The sequence below is a fragment of the Pseudomonas sp. LBUM1648 genome (assembly GCF_059716145.1).
In genome coordinates this window covers 5,005,849-5,027,882 of record NZ_CP166808.1, presented here as the reverse complement: position 1 = coordinate 5,027,882, position 22,034 = coordinate 5,005,849, and the positions used below count along the sequence as shown (strand labels likewise).

The following is a 22,034-nucleotide window of genomic DNA, read 5'->3' as shown; positions in this document are numbered from 1 at the left end:
TTTTGTGCCCCGAACTGACCTCTTCGCGAGCAGGCTCGCTCCCACATTTGAAATGCGTTCCTCCTGTGGGAGCGGTGTAGCGATTAGACGCGGAACTGGTCCATCAACTTCATCTGCTGACTCGCCAAGGCGTTGAGCTGGCTGCTGATCGCTGCCGACTCAGTGGCTTGCTCGGTCAAGGTTTCGGTCACGGTACGAATCGCCGAAACGTTGCGATTGACCTCTTCAGCCACCGCGCTCTGCTGTTCGGCGGCGCTGGCGATTTGCAGGTTCATGTCGCTGATCACCGTGACCGCATCGCTGATCTTGCCCAGCGCATCCACGGCCTGACGGATCTGCCCGGCGTTGTTGTGCGCCTGGGTCTGGCTCGAATGCATGGTCGCGACCACGCCACGGGTGCCGGTCTGAATCCGCTCGATGACCACGCGAATTTCCTCCACCGAATCCTGCGTGCGCTTGGCCAGATTGCGCACTTCGTCGGCGACCACGGCAAACCCGCGACCGCTTTCACCGGCACGGGCTGCTTCAATGGCGGCGTTGAGAGCGAGCAAATTGGTCTGTTCGGCGATGCTGCGGATCACTTCCAGCACCGAGCCGATCTGCTCGCTGTTGACTGCCAGCGCTTCGACTTCGGTCACCGCTTTGCTGACTTCATCGGCCAGTTGATTGATGTCGCGGGTGCTGCGCTCGATGATCGACATGCCGTCCTTGGCCGACTGGTCGGCACCCTTGGCGGCGTTGGCCGCGTTCGATGCGCTGTTGGCAACGTCGTGGGCAGTGGCGCTCATTTCGTTGGAGGCGGTGGCAACCTGGTCGATTTCGCGGAACTGCACCTGCATGCCTTCGCTGGTCTGGCGGGCGATTTCCGAAGACTGGTCGGCGGTGCCGCGCGCCTCGGTGATGCTCTGTTTGATCTGCGCGATGGTCGGTTGCAGCTTGTCGAGGAAACGGTTGAACCAGTTCACCAGTTCGCCCAATTCATCTTGCTTGCTGTAGTTCAAGCGCTGAGTCAGATCGCCTTCACCGCTGGCGATGTTCTTCAGCATATCGGCGACGCTGTTGATCGGACGCGTGACGCCGGAAGCCGTGAGCCAGATCAGCAACAAGCCAATCAGCCCGGCAACAACAGCCACCGCCAGTGCGGTAAACACGCCGGTTTCCTGTGCATCGTCGAGCACCGCTTGCAGTTTGACCGAGTCGGCCAGCAGCACCTGTTTCGGCAGGTCGATGACCACGCCCCAGGCCCGCGAATTGCCAATCGGATCGACCGGGTACACGGCGCGGATCAGGTCGCCCTGTTCAAGAATCTTCGGCGTGCCACTGCCGAGCAGCTGCAGCACATCCTTGCCATCGGCACCGAGAGTGTCGCCGATCTTTTTGCCAACCTTGGCAGCATCCGAACTGTCCGCAGCCAACACGCCGCTGCCCGAGACGATAAGCATGTGCCCGGCGTTGTTGAACAGATTGCGCTGCGAGTCCACAGCCGCCGCTTGCAGGGCGTCGAGGGCGATATCAACACCGGCCACGCCGATGGCTTTACCATCGACGATCAACGGCACGGAAATGGTCGTCATGAGCATTTCCTTGCCACCGACGGTATCGGCATACGGGTCGAGCAGGCAGGTGCGCTTGTTGTCGCGAGGGCAGGTGTACCAACTGTTGTACGGCGTGCCGCTGACGCTTAGGGTGGTCTTGGTCAGGTCATCTTCGACCATGATCGTGTTCAGCGAGGCACCGCCGGCGCGGCTCCAGTAGGTGGAAAAACGTCCGGTTTCGTTGGACTGGCGGGCCGCGTCGTTGGCGAATTCGCTGTCCTTGCCGTCCAGCCCATTGGGTTCGAAGGCGAGCCAGATGCCGAGCACTTTGTCGTTGCGCTCGAACGCGGTTTTCAGGCTCAGGTTCAACTCTTCACGCAGAGCGCCAGCGTCCAGCGAACGCTTGCCCGCCATCACGCGCATGTCCTTGATCTGGTCGGCCACTGCGGTGATGACCGTCAGGCTTTCGCCGAAGGTCTTCTGCACCCGCACCGCTTGTTCGGCGGCCTTGGCTTGCAGCAGGTTCTGCACACTGGCGGTGAGCATCTTGCTGCTGGAGTTGCTGACCAGTTCGTCGTTCTGGTTGGTCTGGTAAATGTTCATGCCGACGATCAGCGCAACCACACCGAGCAGGCACAGACCGGAGAGCAGGACGATTTTCAGGCGAATGGAGAGAGAGTCGAACATGGGCGTTCTCGCGAATGAATAAACGGGTGGCTGTCGGGCATGAACTACCCGGTTCGCCAAATCCATTCAGCGCCATGCAATGCTCATCGGCGCGGAGCGAGGGCGCATGAGCGGCTTGCCGACGAACGGTCAGTGCTAAACGTTTGCGCAGGGGAATGTGCTGAAAAGGCGATTAATTACAGGGAAGTTTCAGTGTTGTTGCGCGGGTTCAGGAAGGGTTGGGCAAGGTTTCCGGTCGCGACCAGATCCACAGATTACCCAGGCTCATCCCGGCAATCGCCAGATAGACCGGCCAGCCGTGATCGAGCATCAGCAGCATCAGCGTCGCACACAGCAGCATGCTCACTGTGGCGCTGATTTTGGCTTTGCGCGCGATGATCTTACCGTTGCGCCAGTTGCTCAGGATCGGCCCGAACAGGCGATGGTTTTCCAGCCAGGCACTCAGGCGCGGCGAACTGCGGGTCGCGGCCCAGGCAGCGAGCAGGATGAACTCGGTGGTCGGCAGGCCGGGCACGACGATGGCAATCAGGCCAATCCCGAGGCTGACGTAGGCCAGCAGGCCGAACAGCAGACGGGCGAGTTTGGAGGAGGCGGGTTGCGGCATGGGCTCAGCGGTGGCTTCTGAAGCGGAATGGAGATCTTACAGGTTGTTGCAGTTCCCATGTGGGAGCGAGCCTGCTCGCGAAAGCGGTGGATCAGTCACATTAATGTTGAATGTGCTGCCGTCTTCGCGAGCAGGCTCGCTCCCACAAGGAATAGGTGTTGCTTCAGGCCAGTTCTGCTTCGGTGGCATAAGCCTGTTCCAGCAACACGGTGAAGCGGTTGAACGCGTCAATCGCGCCTTGCTCCACTTCAGCTTCTTCCTCGGCGCTGAACTCCAGCGAGTCGAGAGTTTTGACAAAGCGCTTCCAACCCTCGGCGCGTCCACCTTCAGGTTCACCCAAATGACGCGCACCAAAGGTTTCGCTCAGCTCCAGCGCCACGGCGCGTTTGATCAGGAACGCAGCACCGAGCTTCGAACCTTCAGAGACGAAGATCCAGCCCAGCGCCCGGGCCTTGCTCGGATTTTTCACTGCGCCGGCAACCGGCGCCGGGACCTCGGTGTCCAGATCCGCCAAGTCGGCCTTGGCGGCTTCAGCGCGGCAGCGAGCCGGCAAGTCCGCGACGATCTCTGTCAGCTCGGCATCGTTGTACAGACCGACCAGTTCCGACTGGAACAAGTATTGCGCTACGACGAACCGGGCGAAGTTGGCGCGGGTTTCGAATGGCGCGTGGGCTTTGACCAGGGCGTCGAGCTTGCTGTGCGGCTCGTGGGTGATCTGGTTCAGACGTTGCGAACGCAGGGCTTTTTGCGAAGTGGTCATGACATGTCCTTGATAAAAGAGGCGCTTGATAACGAGACGAACGGGATAGCGCCGGACAGTAAAAAAAGCCTCACTGCGCGGCGTATCAACACGCGCAGTGAGTTCGACGGGATCAGATGTCCCAGATCAGGTTGATCGCGAAGTTGCGACCCGGTTGGGTCAGGCGATCGAGGTTGGCCGGTTGCGTCACCGAGGCTTCGCCGACGCTGTCGTAACCGCGCACGTCATCCCACAGCCAGTATTTCTTGTCGGTCAGGTTGTAAATGCCGCCGCTGACGGTGACGTCGTCGGTGACTTTGTAGAACCCGGTCAGGTCAAGAAGGCCGAAGCCCGGCGACTTGAACTGGCTGCTGACGCCATCCGGCGACTTGAAGTTGGTGTCGTCGACGCGATCCTTCTTCTTCACCAACGTCCAGCTCAGCAGGCCACCGTAGTTGTCCTGGTCGTAACCCAGGCCGAACACGCCGGTCAGCGGATTAACACTGTTGAGCGGCTCGCCGCTGTCGTCGTTGCGACCGTAGGCGTAGGCGATCGAGCCTTGGGTGTACAGGCCTTGCGGCGCGCCGAACGAGTCCAGGTTCAGACGTCCTTTGACTTCGGCACCCTTGATGGTCGCGTGCTTGATGTTGTTGCTCTGGAAGGTCAGTTCGTCATCGCCCGGCTTCACCGCGTCTTCATTAATGAAGTCGCGATACTTGTTGTAGAACACCGCCACATCGAACGAGCCCGACTCGAAATTGCCGCGCAGACCGGTTTCATAGCTTTTGCTTTTTTCCGGTTCCAGATCCGGGTTCGGCGCCACGGTATAACCAGTGGTGTTGTTCTCGAAGCGACCGTACAGCGCTTTCGCGGTCGGGGTGCGGAAGCCTTCGGCGTATTGACCGTACCAGGTGTAGTTGTCGTTAAAGGCGTAGGTCAGGCCGAATTTCGGCGAGACTTTGTGCCAGGTCTTGTTCTTCTCGCTGACCGTGTCCGTGCCGTCAGCGTTCACGGTGTTGAGAAATTCCTGGGTGATGTGCGGCTTGAGCTGGGTGTAGTCGTAGCGCAGGCCCGGCAGGAAGGTCCAGTTGTTCCAGCTGATCTGATCCTGGGCGAACAGGCTGTAGGTGTTGATGGTCGGGTCCGGGAAGTCAGTGGCCTTGGCCAATACGTCAGCGGTACTGGTTGCACCAATCGCCGTGCAGCCACGACCGACCGCCAGACACGTGCCGTCGCCGCTGCGCGAGCCGGTGACTTTCTGCTGCTTGATGGTGGTGCCGTAAGTCAGCACGTGATCGGTGTCAGCGATGGCGAACGCCTTGTCCAGTTGCGCATCGAATACCCACTGCTTTTCCTCGTAAATCGTGTCGCGGGTGCGCAGCACTTTTCGGGTGATCGGGTAGTAATACTCTTCGGTGCTCTGGTCGGTTTTGGCGATCTGATGGTTGAGGCTCCACTTCACGTTGTCGACCAGCAGGCTGTCGAGGGCGAAGCTGTGTTCAATGCCAAAACGCTCACGGGTGATGGTGTCGTTACCGGTGCGCCACTGGTACATGCCGCCGGGCAGCACGCTGTTCGGAATGGTCGGGGCGCCATTGAAGTACGGGCCGCCGTAGGCACTTTTCTGATCGGTGTCGCGATCATCCTTGTACTTTTCGTAGGTCAGGCCAAGGCGCGAGTCGTCGCTGTAGTTCCAGCCGATCTTGGCCAGCACGTTGGTTGCCTTGACGTCTTCCGGGTTGGCGGCGGTGCGCTCAAGGCCTGTGCCGTTGTTACTGCCATAGGAGTCGGTTTCGTGGCCGTCGCGCTGGCTGTAGTGGAGCAAACCGTCGAACTGATCGGCACGGCCGGCGACGGTGGCGGATTTCAGCCAGCTGTCATCGGCCGAGCTGTAACCGGTTTTCAGGCGGGCGCCGACGTCTTTGCCGGGTTTGATGATGTCGTCCGGATCGAGTGTGTAATAGCTGACGGCGCCGCCGATGGCGTTGCTGCCGTACAGCACCGAGGCCGGGCCACGGAGAATTTCCACGCGTTTGACGATTTCCGGGTCAACGTAATTGCGCTGGGTCTTGGCGTACGGGCCGTTGAAGAAACCGTCCGGTACTTCGACGCCGTCAACCTGCGTGAGGATGCGGTCGCCGTCGATGCCACGGATGTTGTAGCCGCTGATGCCGCCACGCTGGCCGGCGCCGCCGACGGAAACACCTGGCTCGTAGCGCACCAGATCCTTGATCGTGTTGACGTTGTTACGATCCAGTTCTTCACGGGTGTGCACGGTGACGGTACTTGGCACGCTGTTCACCGACTGTTCCTGACGGGTGGCGCTGATGGTCACCTGATCCAGATTCAGTGCGCCGCTGCTACTGCGTTTTTCCAGCACGACGTTGTTGTTGCTCAGTTTGCGGAAGCTCAAGTTGGTCCCCACCAACAGGCGCTCAAGGGCTTTTTCCGGTGGCAGCGAGCCGCGCACGCCCGGCGACGATACGCCCTGACCCAGTTCTGCCGGCAAGCCGACTTGCCAGCCAGTGACGGTGGTGAAGGCGTTGAGTGCCGACACCAGCGGTTGCTGACCGATAGAGAACGAGTAATCGCCCATGTTGCGCGTCGGTTGCTCGGTGGCAGCCAGCAGCGGTGCCGTGCCGGCCATGAGGATGGCAGCGGTCAGCAGCGACAATACGCGGGAAGGGGAAGAGGTCTGGCGGGTAAGGCGTGAGGACATCGATAGCGCTCCGTGTCGCACGAATCTTTATAGGTGCTGATTAGCGTCCGAAGATGCGAATCAATTGCATTGGCTATAACTAGACGTACGTGCTTCGGCTATCGAGTAAAAATAATTCTCATTTAGTTCAGGATCACCAGCGCGGGGAATTCCTGCAGCCGCGCCGAGGTGATGTGGGCGAGGGAGCGCACCACGTCGAGGGGTTGATCGAGGCGGTAGTTACCCGTGACGTTGACGTCGGCCAACTGCTCGTTGGTGTTGATGATCCAACCCGGATAGTAGCGGCGCAGCTCGGCCAGCACCTGATTCAGCGGGCAGTTCTCGAACACCAGTCGACCTTGCACCCAGGCCAGATCGGTATTTGCGTCGAGCTTGGCCGGGCGGTCGAAACCGTTGGGGCCGATGCGGATGCTTTCCCCGGCGGAGAGACGCACCCGGGCATCGTTATGGGTGGCGCGCAAATCGACATCGCCGCGCTGCACATTGACCTGCGCAACGCCGTCCAGATAACGCACGGCAAATGCAGTGTCATGCACGCTGGCCTTGACCGGGCCGGCATCGATTTCCAGCGGCTGGTTGCGATTGGCCGCCACCTCGAAAAACGCTTCGCCCTGATACAGCCGTGCGAAGCGCTGCTGATCGTTGATGGTGCTGGAAAACGCCGAATTGGTATTGAGCAGGACTTTCGAGCCGTCCTCCAGTTGCAGGCGCTGGCGTTCGCCGACCACGGTCAGGTGATCGGCCTGCAAGCGCATCGGCAAATTACTGAAGCTGAACAACCCGAGCAGCAGCACCGCAGCGGTGGCCAGCGGTTTCCAGTGCGGACGCAGACGCTTGAGGACGGTAACTTTCGCAGGTCGCAAAGCCAGGGTTTGCGCGCATTGGGCGATTTGCGGGCCATCCCAGATCGCCTGTGCCTTGGCAAACGCCTCGGCATTCAACGGATCAGCCGACAGCCACGCGTGAAACTGCCGGGTCTGCTCTTCATTCGGACTGCCGAGTACGATGAGCCAGTCCAGTGCCTGGTCCATTGCAAGTGCAGCATCCTGCGCCGATTCGGGCGAAGGCGAGCGGTGGGTGTCCGTCACGGTGATTCCTCGGCAGTGTCTGCGCACGGCTGTTTTTTTTAGTGAAGCGTAAAAGTCGGGCAAGGGTAACAAAGCCCGATGATCAGTGCAGTCGAACCTGGCACTTACAGAAAGAGCCTACAGTCTCAGTCGCCATTCAAGCGCTCGGCGACGCCTATGCAAATGGTCATGATCAGTTTCAGTTCTTTCTGCACGGTGCTGAGCGAGACATTCAATTCGTCGGCGATTTCCTGGTAGCTGTGCCCGTGCAAACGGCTGAGGATGAAAATCTGCTGCTGACGCGGGCTGAGTTCACTGAGGCTCACGTTCAGGCGCTCCAGCAATTGTTCGGCGTGGGCGGCGTCTTCGGCGCTGCTGGCGGGGGCGGCGACGCTGTGCACCACGTCCTGCGGCACGTCATCGACCATGGTGCGCGAATGGATCTTGCGCGCACGCAAATGATCCAGCGCCAGATTGCGTGCGGTCTGGAAGACAAAGGGTTCGAGATGATCGATGGCCCGCTCGCTCAGCGCCCGCGTCACGCGCAGGTAGGTTTCCTGCAACAGGTCTTCAGCGGTGCTGTGATTGTTGACCATCCGTTCCAGCGTACGCAGCAGCGAGAGGCGCTGGGTGAGGAAGACGTGGTTGAAGTGTGATTGACTCACGGGGTGACCTGATCGATTTCAAGCGAATGATAATGCTTATCATCCGCCCGTATGGTCAAGCCTTGATTTCAAATTGAAATTGAAACCTGTGGGAGCGAGCCTGCTCGCGAAAGCGGTGTATCTGCCAACATAAATGTTGAATGACACATCGTATTCGCGAGCGGGCTCGCTCCCACAGGGATAGGGGATTCTTTGGATTACTCGGCGTTGCACAGCGCCAGGCAGTTATCCAGCATGCGGTTGGAGAACCCCCACTCGTTGTCATACCAAGCCAGCACTTTCAGTAGTTTGCCGCTGGATTTGGTGTGGTTGGCGTCGAAGATCGACGACAGCGGGTTGTGGTTGAAGTCACTGGAGACCAGCGGCAACGTGTTGTAACCCAAAATTTTCGAATGCTGGCTCGCTGCTTTGAGCAGGGCATTCGCTTCCTCGGCAGTGGCTTCTTTCTTCAACTGCACGGTCAGATCCACCAGCGACACATTGATCACCGGCACCCGCACGGCCATGCCGGTCAGTTTGCCTGCCAGTTCCGGCAGCACCAGGCCCACCGCTTCAGCGGCGCCGGTCTTGCTCGGGATCATGTTTTGCGTGGCCGAACGCGCGCGGTACGGGTCGGTGTGATAGACGTCGGTCAGGTTCTGATCGTTGGTGTAGGCGTGGATGGTGGTCATCAGGCCGCTTTCGATCCCCAGCTCGCGGTGCAGCACTTGCGCCACAGGCGCCAGGCAGTTGGTGGTGCACGAAGCGTTGGAGATGATCTGGTGCGACTGGCGCAGAATGTCGTGGTTAACACCGTAAACCACGGTGGCGTCGGCACCTTTGGCCGGGGCCGAGATGATTACTTTGCGTGCGCCGGCAGTAATATGCGCGGCGGCTTTGGCACGGTCGGTGAACAGACCGGTGCATTCGAAGACCACATCAATCTTTTCGGCAGCCCATGGCAGTTCGGCCGGGTTACGAATGGCGCTGACCGCAATGCGGTCGCCGTTGACAGTCAGGCTCTCGTTGTCATGCTCGACCTGTGCATCGAAAGTGCCGTGAACGGTGTCGTATTTAAGCAGATGCGCGTTGATCGAGCTGTCGCCCAGATCGTTGATGGCGACAATCTGCAAATCCTGTCGATAGCCTTGGGTATACAGTGCGCGCAGGACATTACGGCCGATGCGGCCAAAACCATTGATTGCGATTCGAAGAGTCATGAAACAGCGCCGCCGTCGTTTTGTTGTTGGAATTACAAGATTATTCGCATAAAAATAGAAAACAAGCCTTTTTAGTGGCAATATTTTGTTTTATCTACAACGAGTGACCTGAATCAACTGGTCCGAATGGTCAAAAAAGCCGTCTGTCATTCCAACAACAACGGCGTTTGATCAGCATAGACAATCAGGTCGCCACATCCGTTAGCCTGGAGTTCTACACATGCATCCCCGCGTTCTTGAGGTCACCGAACGGCTTATCGCCCGCAGCCGCGCTACGCGTCAGGCTTACCTTGCACTGATTCGCGGCGCCGCCACTGACGGCCCGATGCGCGGCAAGCTGCAATGCGCCAACTTCGCCCACGGCGTGGCCGGGTGTGGCAGCGAAGACAAGCACAGCCTGCGGATGATGAATTCGGCGAACATCGCCATTGTTTCTTCCTATAACGACATGCTCTCGGCGCATCAGCCGTACGAAGTCTTTCCTGAACAAATCAAAAACGCCCTGCGCGAAATCGGCTCGGTCGGCCAGTTTGCCGGCGGCACTCCGGCGATGTGCGACGGCGTGACCCAAGGCGAGCCGGGCATGGAACTGAGCCTGCCGAGCCGCGAAGTGATCGCCATGTCCACGGCGGTGGCGCTTTCCCACAACATGTTCGACGGCGCGCTGATGCTCGGCATCTGCGACAAGATCGTGCCGGGCCTGATGATGGGCTCCCTGCGTTTTGGTCATCTGCCGACAATTTTCGTCCCGGGCGGGCCGATGGTCTCGGGGATTTCCAACAAGGAAAAAGCCGACGTGCGGCAGAAGTACGCCGAAGGCAAGGCGACCCGCGAAGAGCTGCTGGAATCGGAGATGAAGTCCTACCACAGCCCGGGCACCTGCACCTTCTACGGCACCGCCAACACCAACCAGTTGCTGATGGAAGTCATGGGCCTGCACTTGCCTGGCGCATCCTTCGTCAATCCGAACACGCCGCTGCGTGATGCCTTGACCCGCGAAGCCGCACATCAAGTCACGCGACTGACCAAGCAGAACGGCAACTTCATGCCGATCGGCGAAATCGTCGACGAGAAGTCGCTGGTCAACTCGATTGTTGCGCTGCACGCCACCGGCGGTTCGACCAACCACACCCTGCACATGCCGGCCATCGCCATGGCCGCAGGCATTCAACTGACCTGGCAGGACATGGCCGACCTCTCTGAAGTCGTGCCGACCCTGAGCCACGTCTACCCGAACGGCAAAGCCGACATCAACCACTTCCAGGCCGCTGGCGGCATGTCGTTCCTGATCCGCGAACTGCTCGCGGCGGGCCTGCTGCACGAAGACGTCAACACCGTGCTCGGCCACGGCTTGAGCCAATACACCAAAGAACCGTTCCTCGATAACGGTCAACTGGTGTGGCGCGAAGGCCCGATCGACAGCCTCGACGAAAACATCCTGCGTCCAGTCGCTCGCGCATTCTCGGCGGAGGGTGGCTTGCGGGTAATGGAAGGCAACCTCGGTCGCGGTGTGATGAAAGTGTCGGCTGTAGCGCTGGAAAACCAGATCGTCGAAGCGCCGGCCATGGTGTTCCAGGATCAGCAGGATCTGGCCGATGCGTTCAAAGCCGGTTTGCTGGAGAAGGATTTCGTCGCTGTGATGCGCTTCCAGGGCCCGCGCTCCAACGGCATGCCGGAGCTGCACAAGATGACGCCGTTCCTCGGCGTGCTGCAGGATCGCGGCTTCAAAGTCGCGCTGGTGACCGACGGACGCATGTCCGGCGCCTCGGGGAAAATCCCGGCGGCGATCCACGTCAGTCCTGAAGCTTATGTCGGTGGCGCTTTGGCGCGAGTGCAAGAGGGCGATATCATCCGCGTCGATGGCGTCAAAGGCACTTTGGAACTCAAAGTGGACGCCGAAGAATTTGCCGCGCGCGAACCTGCCAAAGGCCTGTTGGGCAATAACATTGGCAGCGGTCGCGAACTGTTCGGCTTCATGCGTTTGGCCTTCAGCTCGGCGGAGCAGGGCGCCAGCGCCTTCACTTCTGCCCTGGAGACGCTTAATTGAAACTGGCTTTGGTCGGTGACATCGGAGGCACCAACGCGCGGTTTGCGTTGTGGAAAAATCAGCAACTCGAATCGATTCAAGTGCTGGCCACGGCCGACCACGCCAGCCCGGAGGAGGCGATCAGCCTCTATCTGAGCGGGCTCGGTCTGGCGCCAGGCTCGATCGGTTCGGTGTGCCTGTCAGTGGCTGGCCCCGTCAGCGGCGATGAATTCAAGTTCACCAACAACCACTGGCGCCTGAGTCGCAAGGCATTCTGCGAAACCTTGCAGGTCGAGCAGTTGTTGCTGGTCAACGACTTCTCGGCGATGGCGTTGGGCATGACCCGTTTGCAGCCCGATGAGTTTCGCGTGGTCTGCGAGGGCACGCCGGAGCCGTTGCGTCCGGCGGTGGTGATTGGGCCGGGTACTGGCCTTGGCGTCGGTACTTTGCTCGACTTGGGTGAAGGCCGTTTTGCCGCGTTGCCGGGCGAGGGCGGTCATGTCGATTTGCCGTTGAGCAGCCCGCGTGAAACCCAGCTCTGGCAGCACATCCATAACGAGATCGGCCATGTCAGCGCGGAAACCGCGTTGAGCGGCGGCGGCTTGCCGCGGGTTTACCGGGCGATCTGCGCAGTGGATGGCCATGAGCCGACACTGGATACCCCGGAATCGATCACCGCTGCGGGGCTGGCCGGTGATCCGATTGCCCTGGAAGTGCTGGAGCAGTTCTGCTGCTGGCTCGGGCGAGTGGCCGGCAACAACGTGCTGACCACCGGCGGGCGAGGTGGGGTGTACATCGTCGGTGGCGTGATTCCGCGCTTTGCCGATTTCTTCCTTGAGAGCGGTTTCGCCCGCAGCTTTGCCGACAAGGGTTGCATGAGTGATTACTTCAAGGGCATTCCGGTGTGGCTGGTGACGGCGCCGTATTCCGGTCTTGTGGGTGCCGGCGTTGCGCTGGATCAATCCATCCCGACCTGAAATGCAATCAAACTGTAGGTGTGACCCTTTGTGGTGAGGGGATTCATCTGTGGTGAGGGGATTTATCCCCGATGGCCTGCGCAGCAGGCCCAGCTTTTTGGGGACGCTGCGCGACCCATCGGGGATAAATCCCCTCACCACAGGTTTTGTTCCCACATTGGTTCTGTGGTGTTTGTAAGTTCGATGCTTAAGGCATAATCCGCCCCAATTCCAACAACAAGGATGCCTTCGAAGTGAGCTCAGTCAACAAGTCGATATTGTTGGTCGATGACGACCAGGAAATACGCGAGTTGCTGGAAACCTACCTGACCCGCGCCGGGTTTCAGGTGCGGGCCACAGCCGATGGCGCCAGTTTCCGTCAGGCGCTTAACGAGGCGCCAAGCGATCTGGTGATCCTCGATGTCATGCTCCCCGACGAAGACGGCTTCAGCCTCTGCCGTTGGGTGCGTCAGCATCCGCGTCAGGCGCAGGTGCCGATCATCATGCTCACCGCCAGTTCCGACGAAGCCGACCGGGTGATCGGTCTGGAACTCGGCGCCGACGACTACCTCGGCAAACCCTTCAGCCCCCGCGAACTGCAAGCGCGCATCAAAGCGCTGCTGCGCCGTGCGCAATTCGGTCAGGAACGCAGCGGCAGCGATGTGCTGGCATTCGATGAATGGCGACTGGACATGGTCAGCCATCGGCTGTTCCACACCGACGGCGAGGAAGTGATTCTCTCCGGCGCCGACTTCGCCCTGCTGAAACTGTTTCTCGACCACCCGCAGGAAATCCTCGACCGCGACACCATCGGCAACGCCACCCGTGGCCGTGATCTGATGCCGCTGGATCGCATCGTCGACATGGCCGTCAGCCGCTTGCGCCAACGCCTGCGCGACACGGAAAAACCGCCACGGCTGATCCGTACCGTGCGCGGCAGCGGCTACCAACTGGCAGCCAACGTGGTTGCCGGCAATGGTCACTGAGTCGCTGCGCAAACTCGCCGCCAAAGTACCGGTGCCACGTTCGCTGCTTGGGCGGATGTTGCTGCTGACCTTGCTCGCGGTGTTGTTCGCGCAAACCTTGTCGAGCGTGATCTGGGTTTCGCAACTGCGCGCCACCCAGCTCGAAGGGCTGGTTACCAGCGCCCGCAGCCTCGCCCATTCGATGACCGCCAGCGTCAGTTACTTTCGTTCGCTGCCGGTAGCGTATCGGCCGCTGGTACTCGACCAGTTGCGCAGCATGGGCGGCACCCGATTTGTCGTGACCCTCAACGACAAACCGTTGGGCATGGACGTGCTGCCGGTCACACCGCGTAAAGCGGCAGTGATGAAAGCGGTCGACGAAGTGCTGCGTCAATCCCTCGGCCATGACACTGATATCTCGGTGACCTTCGTCAGTCCGGAGGACCTGCGGATCTTCAACGCCGGCCTGAAGCTCGATGAGCTACCGCGGTCCTGGGCGCACTATGCGCTCACTCTTGAGCCGGTGAATCCACCGGTGCTGGTCACGCAGATTCAGATGGCGCCGGGCGAATGGCTGTACATCGCCTCGCTGTTGCCCGAGCCCTACACCAGCCTTGAAGAGCAGGGCCTGCCGTCGCAGCAGGTGTGGTTTATCGTCCTCACCAGCGGTTTTCTGCTGCTGTTTATCGGCTTGCTGGTGCATTGGCAGAGCCGACCGCTCAAGCGCCTGGCCCGCGCGGCGCGGGATCTGTCGCTGGGGGCCGACGTCGAGCCGGTGGCCGAGGGCGGCGGCAGTGAAGTGGTCGAAGTGGGCCGTGCGTTCAACACCATGCGCGAGCGCATCAGCCGTTACCTGACCGAACGCAGCCAGTTGTTCAGCGCGATTTCCCATGACCTGCGCACGCCGATCACTCGATTGCGCCTGCGCGTCGAACTGCTGGAAGACGAACAACTGCAAGCCAAGTTCGGCCGCGATCTGGACGAACTGGAGTTGCTGGTCAAAGGCGCGCTGCAATGCGTGAAAGACACTGACATCCACGAGAACATCGAACCGGTTGACCTCAACCATGTGCTCGATTGTCTGGTGGAGCCTTATCTGGCGCCGAACGGCAATGGCCGCGTGACTCAGCACGGGCGGGCACTGGCGGCGTATTCGGGCAAGCCTTTGGCGTTGAAGCGTTGCATCGGCAACCTGATCGACAACGCCTTGAAGTACGGGCAGAACGCACATCTGCACATCGATGACGATGAGAGTGCGTTTGTTCTGCATGTCGACGATGAAGGGCCGGGCGTGCCGGAGCAGCGGTTGGAGCAGGTGTTTGAACCGCACTTCAGGTTGGCGGGGCAACAGCAGGGGTATGGGCTAGGCCTCGGGATTGCGCGCAACATTGCTCATAGCCATGGCGGTGAGGTGACGTTGCAGAATTTGCGCGAGGGTGGTTTACGGGTCACGTTGCAACTACCCCGTTCGATGGACTGAAAATCAAAAGGCTTTGCTTTTAAATGTCACTGACTCGTGACAAAACCCGTCCCCTTCGTTACAAGCCCATCCCGGCCCGTTGTTTAGACTCCCCGCAGTCATAACAACAAAAAAGGCCACCCATGGATCTCTTCAACCCAGGCTTCAGCAGTTGGCTGAACGCCCCTGCCCACCAGCAATGGCTCGCCGCCGAAGGCCTGCGTCTGCTGGATTTCGCCAAGGCTTCAAAACTGCCTCAAGGCTTCGGCAACCTCGACGAACGCGGCCAGTTGCCAGCGAGCGCGCAGGCCGAAACCATGAACACCGCGCGCATGACCCACAGCTTCGCCATGGCCCATATTCAGGGCCTGCCGGGGTTTGCCGAGCTGATCGATCACGGTATCGCCGCCCTGCGCGGGCCGTTGCGGGATGCCTTGCACGGTGGCTGGTTTGCGGTGGCCGAACATCGCGACGACAACACCGGCAAGAACGCCTATCTGCACGCGTTCGTTGCACTGGCGGCGAGTTCTGCCGTTGTCGCGCAACGTCCCGGCGCCCAGGCTTTGCTGGATGACGCGATCGACATCATCGACACGTATTTCTGGAGCGAAGAAGAGGGCGCCATGCGCGAATTCTTCAACCGCGACTGGAGCGAAGAAGAAGCCTATCGCGGCGCCAACAGCAACATGCACGCCACCGAAGCCTTCCTCGCGCTGGCCGATGTCACTGAAGACCCGCGCTGGCTGGTACGCGCGCAACGCATCGTCGAGCGGGTGATCCACGGTCACGCTGCCGCCAATGATTACCTGGTGATCGAGCACTTTGATCGGCACTGGCAGCCGCTGCGCGAGTACAACCAGGACAATCCCGCTGACGGTTTCCGCCCTTACGGCACCACGCCGGGCCATGGTTTCGAGTGGGCGCGGCTGTTGCTGCACCTCGAAGCCGCGCGGGTCCAGGCCGGCATGCTTACGCCGGGTTGGCTGGCGACCGACGCGCAAAAGCTTTTCGACAACAACTGCCGTCATGGCTGGGACGTCGACGGCGCGTCTGGCATTGTCTACACCCTCGACTGGGACAACAAAGCCGTGGTCCGCCATCGCTTGCACTGGACTCACGCCGAAGCCAGCGCCGCTGCCAGCGCGTTGCTCAAGCGTACTGGCGATCAGCAATACGAAACCTGGTACCGGCTGTTCTGGGAGTTTTGCGAAATGAATTTCATCGACCGCTGCAATGGCAGTTGGTACCACGAACTCGATCCGCAAAACCGCCCAAGTGCCGATATCTGGCCGGGCAAGCCCGATCTCTATCACGCTTGGCAAGCGGTGCTGATTCCTCGTCTTCCCTTGGCACCGAGCATGGCTTCTGCCTTGGCGCAGTTGTCCCAGAGCGCTGCCATGTGACCAGCATGTGTAACCATGTGGTGACATTCGCGCGTCCCTTCGTTACCTGCGAAGGCAAACGTCCTGTTTAAACTCCTGTGCAGCGCAAGCACCAGACTTGCAATGCATAACAACAAGAAAGGTACATCTCAGATGAATGCGATTTCTCGCCTCGCTACTGTCATTTCTGTCGCCTCCCTGTTCCCGCTCGCAATTCTGCCTCTCAGTGTTTCCGCTGCCGAATCCAAAGGTTCGGTCGAAGTCGTGCACTGGTGGACGTCCGGTGGCGAAAAAGCTGCCGTTGATGTGCTCAAGGCTCAAGTCGAAAAAGACGGTTTCACCTGGAAAGACGGTGCTGTCGCCGGTGGTGGCGGTGCAACTGCCATGACCGTGCTGAAAAGCCGTGCCGTTGCAGGCAACCCACCGGGCGTTGCCCAGATCAAAGGCCCGGACATCCAGGAATGGGCGTCGACTGGCCTGCTCGACACCGACGTCTTGAAAGACGTTGCCAAAGAAGAGAAGTGGGACAGCCTGCTCGACAAGAAAGTCTCCGACACCGTGAAGTACGACGGTGATTACGTGGCCGTGCCGGTGAACATTCACCGCGTGAACTGGCTGTGGATCAACCCGGAAGTCTTCAAGAAAGCCGGCATCGAAAAAGCGCCAACCACCCTCGAAGAATTCTACGCCGCTGGCGACAAGCTCAAGGCTGCGGGATTCATTCCGTTGGCCCACGGCGGTCAGCCATGGCAGGACAGCACCGTGTTCGAAGCCGTTGTGCTGTCGGTCATGGGTGTTGATGGCTACAAGAAAGCCCTGGTCGATCTGGACAACAAAGCGCTGACCGGCCCGGAAATGGTCAAGGCCCTGACCGAGCTGAAGAAAGTCGCGACCTACATGGACGCTGACGGCAAAGGTCAGGACTGGAACCTGGAGGCGGCCAAAGTCATCAACGGCAAGGCCGGCATGCAGATCATGGGTGACTGGGCCAAGTCCGAATGGACTGCCGCGAAGAAAATCGCCGGCAAGGATTACCAGTGCGTAGCTTTCCCGGGCACCGACAAGGCGTTCACCTACAACATCGACTCCCTCGCTGTGTTCAAGCAGAAAGACGCCGGCACTGCCGCGGGTCAGAAGGACATTGCCAAGGTCGTGCTGGGTGAAAACTTCCAGAAGGTCTTCAGCATCAACAAAGGCTCGATCCCGGTTCGTATCGACATGTTGAACGACATGGAGAAACTCGGCTTCGACTCCTGCGCGCAGACGGCTGCCAAGGACTTCCTGGCAGACGCCAAGTCCGGTGGTTTGCAACCGAGCATGGCGCACAACATGGCGACCACGCTGGCGGTGCAGGGCGCGTTCTTTGACGTAGTGACCAACTACATCAACGACCCGAAAGCCGACCCGGCCGATGCGGCCAAGAAACTCGGCGCGGCGATTCAGTCGGCCAAGTAATGCTTGGCCCCTGTAGGAGTGAGCCTGTGGTGAGGGGATAAATCCCCTCACCACAGGCGGGCTCCCACAGGGAACCCAAATGCAACCCTAATCCCCTGTACTGGATTCCCCCATGAGTTCTGTTGCTGTGTTCAGCAAGGCCTCGCCGTTCGATGCATTGCAACGCTGGCTGCCAAAACTGGTGCTGGCGCCGAGCATGTTCATCGTGCTGGTGGGCTTCTATGGCTACATCCTGTGGACGTTCATTCTGTCGTTCACCACTTCGACGTTCCTGCCCAACTACAAGTGGGCCGGCCTGGCGCAGTATCAGCGGCTGTTCGACAACGATCGCTGGTGGGTCGCGAGCAAGAACCTCGCCCTGTTCGGTGGGATGTTCATCGGCATCACCCTGGTGATCGGCGTGTTGCTGGCGGTGTTCCTCGACCAGCGTATCCGCCGCGAAGGTTTCATCCGCACCATTTACCTGTATCCGATGGCGCTCTCGATGATCGTCACCGGTACCGCGTGGAAATGGCTGCTCAACCCGGGCATGGGCCTGGACAAATTGTTGCGTGACTGGGGCTGGGAAGGCTTCCGTCTCGACTGGCTGATCGACCCTGATCGCGTGGTCTATTGCCTGGTGATTGCCGCTGTCTGGCAAGCCTCGGGCTTCATCATGGCGATGTTCCTCGCCGGCCTGCGTGGGGTTGATCAGTCGATCATCCGTGCCGCGCAGATCGACGGCGCGAGCATGCCGACGATCTACTGGAAAGTGGTGCTGCCAAGTCTGCGTCCGGTGTTCTTCAGTGCGGTAATGATTCTGGCGCACATCGCGATCAAGAGCTTCGACCTGGTTGCCGCGATGACTGCCGGTGGCCCGGGTTATTCCTCTGATTTGCCGGCGATGTTCATGTACTCGTTCACGTTCAGTCGCGGCCAGATGGGCATGGGCTCGGCCAGTGCGATTCTGATGCTCGGTGCGATTCTCGCGATCATCGTGCCTTACCTGTATTCCGAGCTGAGGACCAAGCGCAATGACTAGTCTCGCTGCCAAACCTGCGATCAGCCTGAGTCGCATCGCGATTTACGCGGTGCTGATCTTCGCCGTGTTCCTTTATCTGGTGCCGCTGGTGGTCATGTTGCTGACCAGCTTCAAGACCCCGGAAGACATCAGCACCGGCAACCTGCTGAGCTGGCCGACCGTGGTCAGCGGCATCGGCTGGGTCAAGGCCTGGGCCACGGTTGATGGCTACTTCTGGAACTCGATCAAGATCACCGTCCCTGCCGTAATCATCTCCACCGCCATCGGTGCATTGAACGGTTACGTGCTGTCGATGTGGCGTTTCCGTGGCTCGCAACTGTTCTTCGGTCTGTTGTTGTTCGGCTGCTTCCTGCCGTTCCAGACCGTGCTGCTGCCGGCCTCGTTCACCCTCGGCAAGATGGGTCTGGCCAGCACCACTACTGGTCTGGTGTTCATCCACGTGGTTTACGGTCTGGCGTTCACCACGCTGTTCTTCCGTAACTACTACGTGAGCATTCCCGATGCGCTGGTGAAAGCCGCACGCCTCGATGGCGCGGGTTTCTTCACCATTTTCCGCCGGATCATTCTGCCGATGTCGACGCCGATCATCATGGTCTGCCTGATCTGGCAGTTCACTCAGATCTGGAACGACTTCCTGTTCGGTGTGGTGTTCTCCAGCGGTGATTCGCAGCCGATTACGGTGGCGCTGAACAACCTGGTCAACACCAGCACCGGCGCCAAGGAATACAACGTGGACATGGCAGCGGCGATGATCGCCGGCCTGCCGACCCTGCTGGTCTATGTGGTCGCAGGCAAGTATTTCGTGCGCGGGCTGACGGCCGGCGCAGTCAAGGGGTAATCATGGCTACGCTCGAACTTCGCAACGTAAACAAGACCTATGGTGCCGGCCTGCCGGACACCCTGAAGAACATCGAACTGTCGATCAAGGACGGTGAGTTCCTGATCCTCGTCGGCCCGTCGGGCTGCGGCAAGTCGACCCTGATGAACTGCATCGCCGGCCTGGAAACCATCACCGGCGGCGCGATCATGATCGGCGACCAGGACGTCAGCGGCATGAGCCCCAAGGATCGCGACATCGCCATGGTGTTCCAGTCCTACGCGCTGTACCCGACCATGAGCGTGCGCGAGAACATCGAGTTCGGTCTGAAGATTCGCAAGATGCCGCAGTCGGCGATCGACGAAGAAGTCGCCCGCGTGGCCAAGCTGTTGCAGATCGAACACCTGCTCAACCGCAAGCCGGGCCAGCTCTCCGGTGGTCAGCAACAACGTGTGGCGATGGGCCGTGCGTTGGCGCGTCGGCCGAAGATCTATCTGTTCGACGAACCGCTGTCCAACCTCGACGCCAAGCTGCGCGTCGAGATGCGCACCGAAATGAAACTGATGCACCAGCGCCTGAAAACCACCACGGTCTACGTGACCCACGACCAGATCGAAGCGATGACCCTGGGCGACAAAGTGGCGGTGATGAAGGACGGCATCATTCAGCAGTTCGGTACGCCAAAAGAGATCTACAACGACCCGGCCAACCTGTTCGTGGCGAGTTTCATTGGTTCGCCGCCGATGAACTTCATCCCGTTGCGGCTGCAACGCAAGGACGGTCGTCTGCTGGCGCTGCTCGACAGCGGCCAGGCGCGTTGCGAGTTGCCAATGGGTATGCAGGACGCCGGTCTCGAAGATCGCGAAGTGATCCTCGGCCTGCGCCCGGAACAGATCGTACTGGCGAACGGCGAGGGCAATGGCCTGCCGAGCATTCGCGCTGAAGTTCAGGTCACTGAACCGACCGGTCCGGACACTCTGGTGTTCGTCAACCTCAACGACACCAAGGTCTGCTGCCGTCTGGCACCGGACGTGGCACCGCAGGTGGGCGAGAGCCTGACGCTGCAATTCGATCCGTCGAAAGTTTTGTTGTTCGATGCCAAGACTGGCGAGCGGTTGGGTGTTGCCGGCCAACCGCAGACCGATGCGCGGTCTGCGAACGTTGCCCAGTTCAAAGGCCGCTGAATATCAACATGTGTGAGCAAACTTTTGTGGTGAGGGGATTTATCCCCGATGGGTCGCGAAGCGGCCCCAGAAGCCGGGTCTGCTGCGCAGAACATCGGGGATAAATCCCCTCGCCACAGGGTTCGATGCTGCACTTTATGTAAACCGCGTTAGATAAAAACAGTTAATAAAAATAAAGACGAGGATGTAGGGATGAAAAAGAAACACGTCAATGCCCGGTTGATCTGCCAAGTGTCAGCTGCGGCGGCATTGGTGCTGGCCGGCAATGCGATGGCAGCGGATGCCTTCAGTTCCGATTCGAAATGGATGACCGGCGACTGGGGTGGCGAGCGGACCAAGCTGATCGAGCAGGGTATCGACATCAAGGCGGACTACGTCGGTGAAATGGGCGCCAACCTGAACGGCGGCTACAACGACGACAAGACCGGCCGCTACAGCGACCAGTTCGGTCTGGGCGTGGCACTGGATCTGCAAAAGCTGTGGGGCTGGGACAACACCCAGGCCAAGATCCAACTGACCAACCGTAACGGTCAAAACATCTCCAACGACCGCGTGGGCGATCCGCGTGCCGGTACCTTGAGTTCGTCTCAGGAAGTTTACGGCCGTGGCCACATGGTACGTCTGACCCAGTTGTGGATTCAGCACCAGTTCTTCGACAACAAGCTCGACGTCAAGGCCGGTTACTTCGGTGAAGGCGAAGACTTCAACACCTTCCCGTGCGAATTCCAGAACCTGGCGTTCTGCGGTTCCCAGGTCGGTAACTGGGCCACCAACATCTGGTACAACTGGCCTGTCAGCCAAGCCGCGATCCGCGTGAAGTACAACATCAACGACGAGCTCTACGCGCAGATCGGCGCGTACAACCAGAACCCGTCGCAGCTGGAACACGGCAACGGCTTCAAACTCAGCGGCAGCGGCACCAAAGGCACCGTGTTGCCGGTCGAGCTGGTCTGGTCGCCGAAGGTCAACAGCCTGCCGGGCGAATACCGCGTCGGTTACTACAAGAGCACGGCGGATGCTGATGATGTTCGTGAAGACATCAATGGTTTCGACGCTGCCACTACTGGCAACGCCTACAAGACCCACAGCAGCAAAAGCGGCTACTGGTTCGTGGCGCAACAGCAACTCACCAGCCACAACGGTGACGCCTCGCGCGGTCTGAACATCGCGGCGAACGCCACGTTCCACGACAAGGACACCAACTTCATCGACAACTACCAGTCGGTGATGTTTGTCTACAAAGGCCCGTTCGACGCCCGTCCGAAGGATGACATCGGTATCGGCGCCGCCCGTATCCACGTCAATGATGACGTGAAGAAAAACGCCGAGCTGCTCAACGTGTCTAACGGTGTTTCGGACTACGACAATCCGGTGTTCTCGCCGATTCGTGAAACCGAATACAACTACGAGCTCAACTACGGCATCCATGTCACCAACTGGCTGACCGTACGTCCTAACCTGCAATACATCACCCATCCGGGCGGTGTGGATGCCGTGGACAACGCTTTGGTCGCCGGTCTGAAAATTCAGACCGTGTTCTAACGCGTCTGCGGT

Annotated in this window: 17 protein-coding genes and 1 pseudogene; 10 read left to right on the top strand and 8 right to left on the bottom strand. The window is 59.8% G+C overall.

The window, feature by feature from the left end; genetic code table 11:
* Window positions 1-83 precede the first annotated feature (83 nt).
* From ACA043_RS22825 to gap, 8 genes and pseudogenes are all read right to left on the bottom strand, one after another.
* Window positions 84-839, bottom strand: coding sequence for a methyl-accepting chemotaxis protein (locus tag ACA043_RS22825; protein ID WP_371919311.1), 756 nt, complete (start codon window positions 837-839; stop codon window positions 84-86).
* 102 nt (window positions 840-941) lie between these two features.
* Window positions 942-1,949, bottom strand: a pseudogene (locus tag ACA043_RS22820) (methyl-accepting chemotaxis protein); the annotation flags it as partial.
* Window positions 1,950-2,430: 481 nt separating this feature from the next.
* Window positions 2,431-2,826 carry a YbaN family protein gene (locus tag ACA043_RS22815; protein ID WP_497657974.1) on the bottom strand — a complete coding sequence of 132 codons (396 nt, stop codon included), beginning with the start codon at window positions 2,824-2,826 and terminating at the stop codon, window positions 2,431-2,433.
* Window positions 2,827-2,989: 163 nt separating this feature from the next.
* Window positions 2,990-3,586, bottom strand: a complete 597-nt coding sequence (locus ACA043_RS22810) for a biliverdin-producing heme oxygenase (protein WP_489878889.1) — start codon at window positions 3,584-3,586, stop codon at window positions 2,990-2,992.
* A 112-nt stretch (window positions 3,587-3,698) separates the two neighbouring features.
* A complete protein-coding gene (locus tag ACA043_RS22805; RefSeq protein WP_497657973.1) occupies window positions 3,699-6,284 on the bottom strand; it encodes a TonB-dependent receptor in 2,586 nt (861 codons plus the stop codon).
* Between the two features lie 122 nt (window positions 6,285-6,406).
* On the bottom strand, window positions 6,407-7,372 hold the full coding sequence (locus tag ACA043_RS22800) for a FecR family protein (RefSeq protein ID WP_497657972.1): 966 nt from the start codon (window positions 7,370-7,372) through the stop codon (window positions 6,407-6,409).
* Window positions 7,373-7,497: 125 nt separating this feature from the next.
* The gene (locus ACA043_RS22795) at window positions 7,498-8,016 is read right to left on the bottom strand and encodes an RNA polymerase sigma factor (protein ID WP_401271145.1); all 519 of its coding nucleotides are present in this window, start codon (window positions 8,014-8,016) and stop codon (window positions 7,498-7,500) included.
* Window positions 8,017-8,213: 197 nt separating this feature from the next.
* Complete coding sequence (gap, locus tag ACA043_RS22790) at window positions 8,214-9,215, bottom strand: type I glyceraldehyde-3-phosphate dehydrogenase (protein WP_497657971.1); 1,002 nt, start codon at window positions 9,213-9,215, stop codon at window positions 8,214-8,216.
* Window positions 9,216-9,435: 220 nt separating this feature from the next.
* Here gap and edd point away from each other — a divergent pair, with 220 nt between their 5' ends.
* The 10 genes from edd to ACA043_RS22740 all read left to right on the top strand — a co-directional run bounded on the left by edd (window position 9,436) and on the right by ACA043_RS22740 (window position 22,022).
* A complete protein-coding gene (gene edd, locus ACA043_RS22785; protein WP_187679743.1) occupies window positions 9,436-11,262 on the top strand; it encodes a phosphogluconate dehydratase in 1,827 nt (608 codons plus the stop codon).
* Window positions 11,259-12,218 carry a glucokinase gene (locus ACA043_RS22780; RefSeq protein WP_401271141.1) on the top strand — a complete coding sequence of 320 codons (960 nt, stop codon included), beginning with the start codon at window positions 11,259-11,261 and terminating at the stop codon, window positions 12,216-12,218. Before edd ends, ACA043_RS22780 begins: the two co-directional genes overlap by 4 nt.
* Window positions 12,219-12,451: 233 nt before the next feature.
* A complete protein-coding gene (locus ACA043_RS22775) occupies window positions 12,452-13,183 on the top strand; it encodes a response regulator (RefSeq protein WP_003227460.1) in 732 nt (243 codons plus the stop codon).
* The gene (locus ACA043_RS22770) at window positions 13,173-14,642 is read left to right on the top strand and encodes an ATP-binding protein (RefSeq protein WP_187679741.1); all 1,470 of its coding nucleotides are present in this window, start codon (window positions 13,173-13,175) and stop codon (window positions 14,640-14,642) included. The genes ACA043_RS22775 and ACA043_RS22770 overlap by 11 nt, the downstream gene beginning before the upstream one ends.
* 122 nt (window positions 14,643-14,764) lie before the next feature.
* Window positions 14,765-16,024: a D-mannose isomerase gene (locus tag ACA043_RS22765; RefSeq protein WP_497657970.1), complete on the top strand. Its 1,260-nt coding sequence runs from the start codon at window positions 14,765-14,767 to the stop codon at window positions 16,022-16,024.
* A 132-nt stretch (window positions 16,025-16,156) separates the two neighbouring features.
* Window positions 16,157-17,458 carry an ABC transporter substrate-binding protein gene (locus ACA043_RS22760; RefSeq protein ID WP_497657969.1) on the top strand — a complete coding sequence of 434 codons (1,302 nt, stop codon included), beginning with the start codon at window positions 16,157-16,159 and terminating at the stop codon, window positions 17,456-17,458.
* Between the two features lie 112 nt (window positions 17,459-17,570).
* Entirely contained in the window at window positions 17,571-18,479 is a 909-nt protein-coding gene (locus ACA043_RS22755; RefSeq protein ID WP_187679738.1) for a carbohydrate ABC transporter permease, read from the top strand.
* Entirely contained in the window at window positions 18,472-19,317 is an 846-nt protein-coding gene (locus ACA043_RS22750) for a carbohydrate ABC transporter permease (RefSeq protein WP_187679737.1), read from the top strand. The genes ACA043_RS22755 and ACA043_RS22750 overlap by 8 nt, the downstream gene beginning before the upstream one ends.
* Before the next feature lie 2 nt (window positions 19,318-19,319).
* Window positions 19,320-20,480: an ABC transporter ATP-binding protein gene (locus ACA043_RS22745; protein ID WP_489878893.1), complete on the top strand. Its 1,161-nt coding sequence runs from the start codon at window positions 19,320-19,322 to the stop codon at window positions 20,478-20,480.
* 192 nt (window positions 20,481-20,672) lie between these two features.
* The gene (locus ACA043_RS22740) at window positions 20,673-22,022 is read left to right on the top strand and encodes a carbohydrate porin (RefSeq protein ID WP_489878894.1); all 1,350 of its coding nucleotides are present in this window, start codon (window positions 20,673-20,675) and stop codon (window positions 22,020-22,022) included.
* Window positions 22,023-22,034: the final 12 nt, after the last annotated feature.

Coding starts and splice junctions, on each gene's coding strand:
- ACA043_RS22825 (WP_371919311.1), bottom strand. CDS start 839: ATGCAGGTGCAGTTCCGCGAAATCGACCAGGTTGCCACCGCCTCCAAC.
- ACA043_RS22815 (WP_497657974.1), bottom strand. CDS start 2,826: ATGCCGCAACCCGCCTCCTCCAAACTCGCCCGTCTGCTGTTCGGCCTG.
- ACA043_RS22810 (WP_489878889.1), bottom strand. CDS start 3,586: ATGACCACTTCGCAAAAAGCCCTGCGTTCGCAACGTCTGAACCAGATC.
- ACA043_RS22805 (WP_497657973.1), bottom strand. CDS start 6,284: ATGTCCTCACGCCTTACCCGCCAGACCTCTTCCCCTTCCCGCGTATTG.
- gap (WP_497657971.1), bottom strand. CDS start 9,215: ATGACTCTTCGAATCGCAATCAATGGTTTTGGCCGCATCGGCCGTAAT.
- edd (WP_187679743.1), top strand. CDS start 9,436: ATGCATCCCCGCGTTCTTGAGGTCACCGAACGGCTTATCGCCCGCAGC.
- ACA043_RS22770 (WP_187679741.1), top strand. CDS start 13,173: ATGGTCACTGAGTCGCTGCGCAAACTCGCCGCCAAAGTACCGGTGCCA.
- ACA043_RS22765 (WP_497657970.1), top strand. CDS start 14,765: ATGGATCTCTTCAACCCAGGCTTCAGCAGTTGGCTGAACGCCCCTGCC.
- ACA043_RS22760 (WP_497657969.1), top strand. CDS start 16,157: ATGAATGCGATTTCTCGCCTCGCTACTGTCATTTCTGTCGCCTCCCTG.
- ACA043_RS22755 (WP_187679738.1), top strand. CDS start 17,571: ATGAGTTCTGTTGCTGTGTTCAGCAAGGCCTCGCCGTTCGATGCATTG.
- ACA043_RS22750 (WP_187679737.1), top strand. CDS start 18,472: ATGACTAGTCTCGCTGCCAAACCTGCGATCAGCCTGAGTCGCATCGCG.
- ACA043_RS22745 (WP_489878893.1), top strand. CDS start 19,320: ATGGCTACGCTCGAACTTCGCAACGTAAACAAGACCTATGGTGCCGGC.
- ACA043_RS22740 (WP_489878894.1), top strand. CDS start 20,673: ATGAAAAAGAAACACGTCAATGCCCGGTTGATCTGCCAAGTGTCAGCT.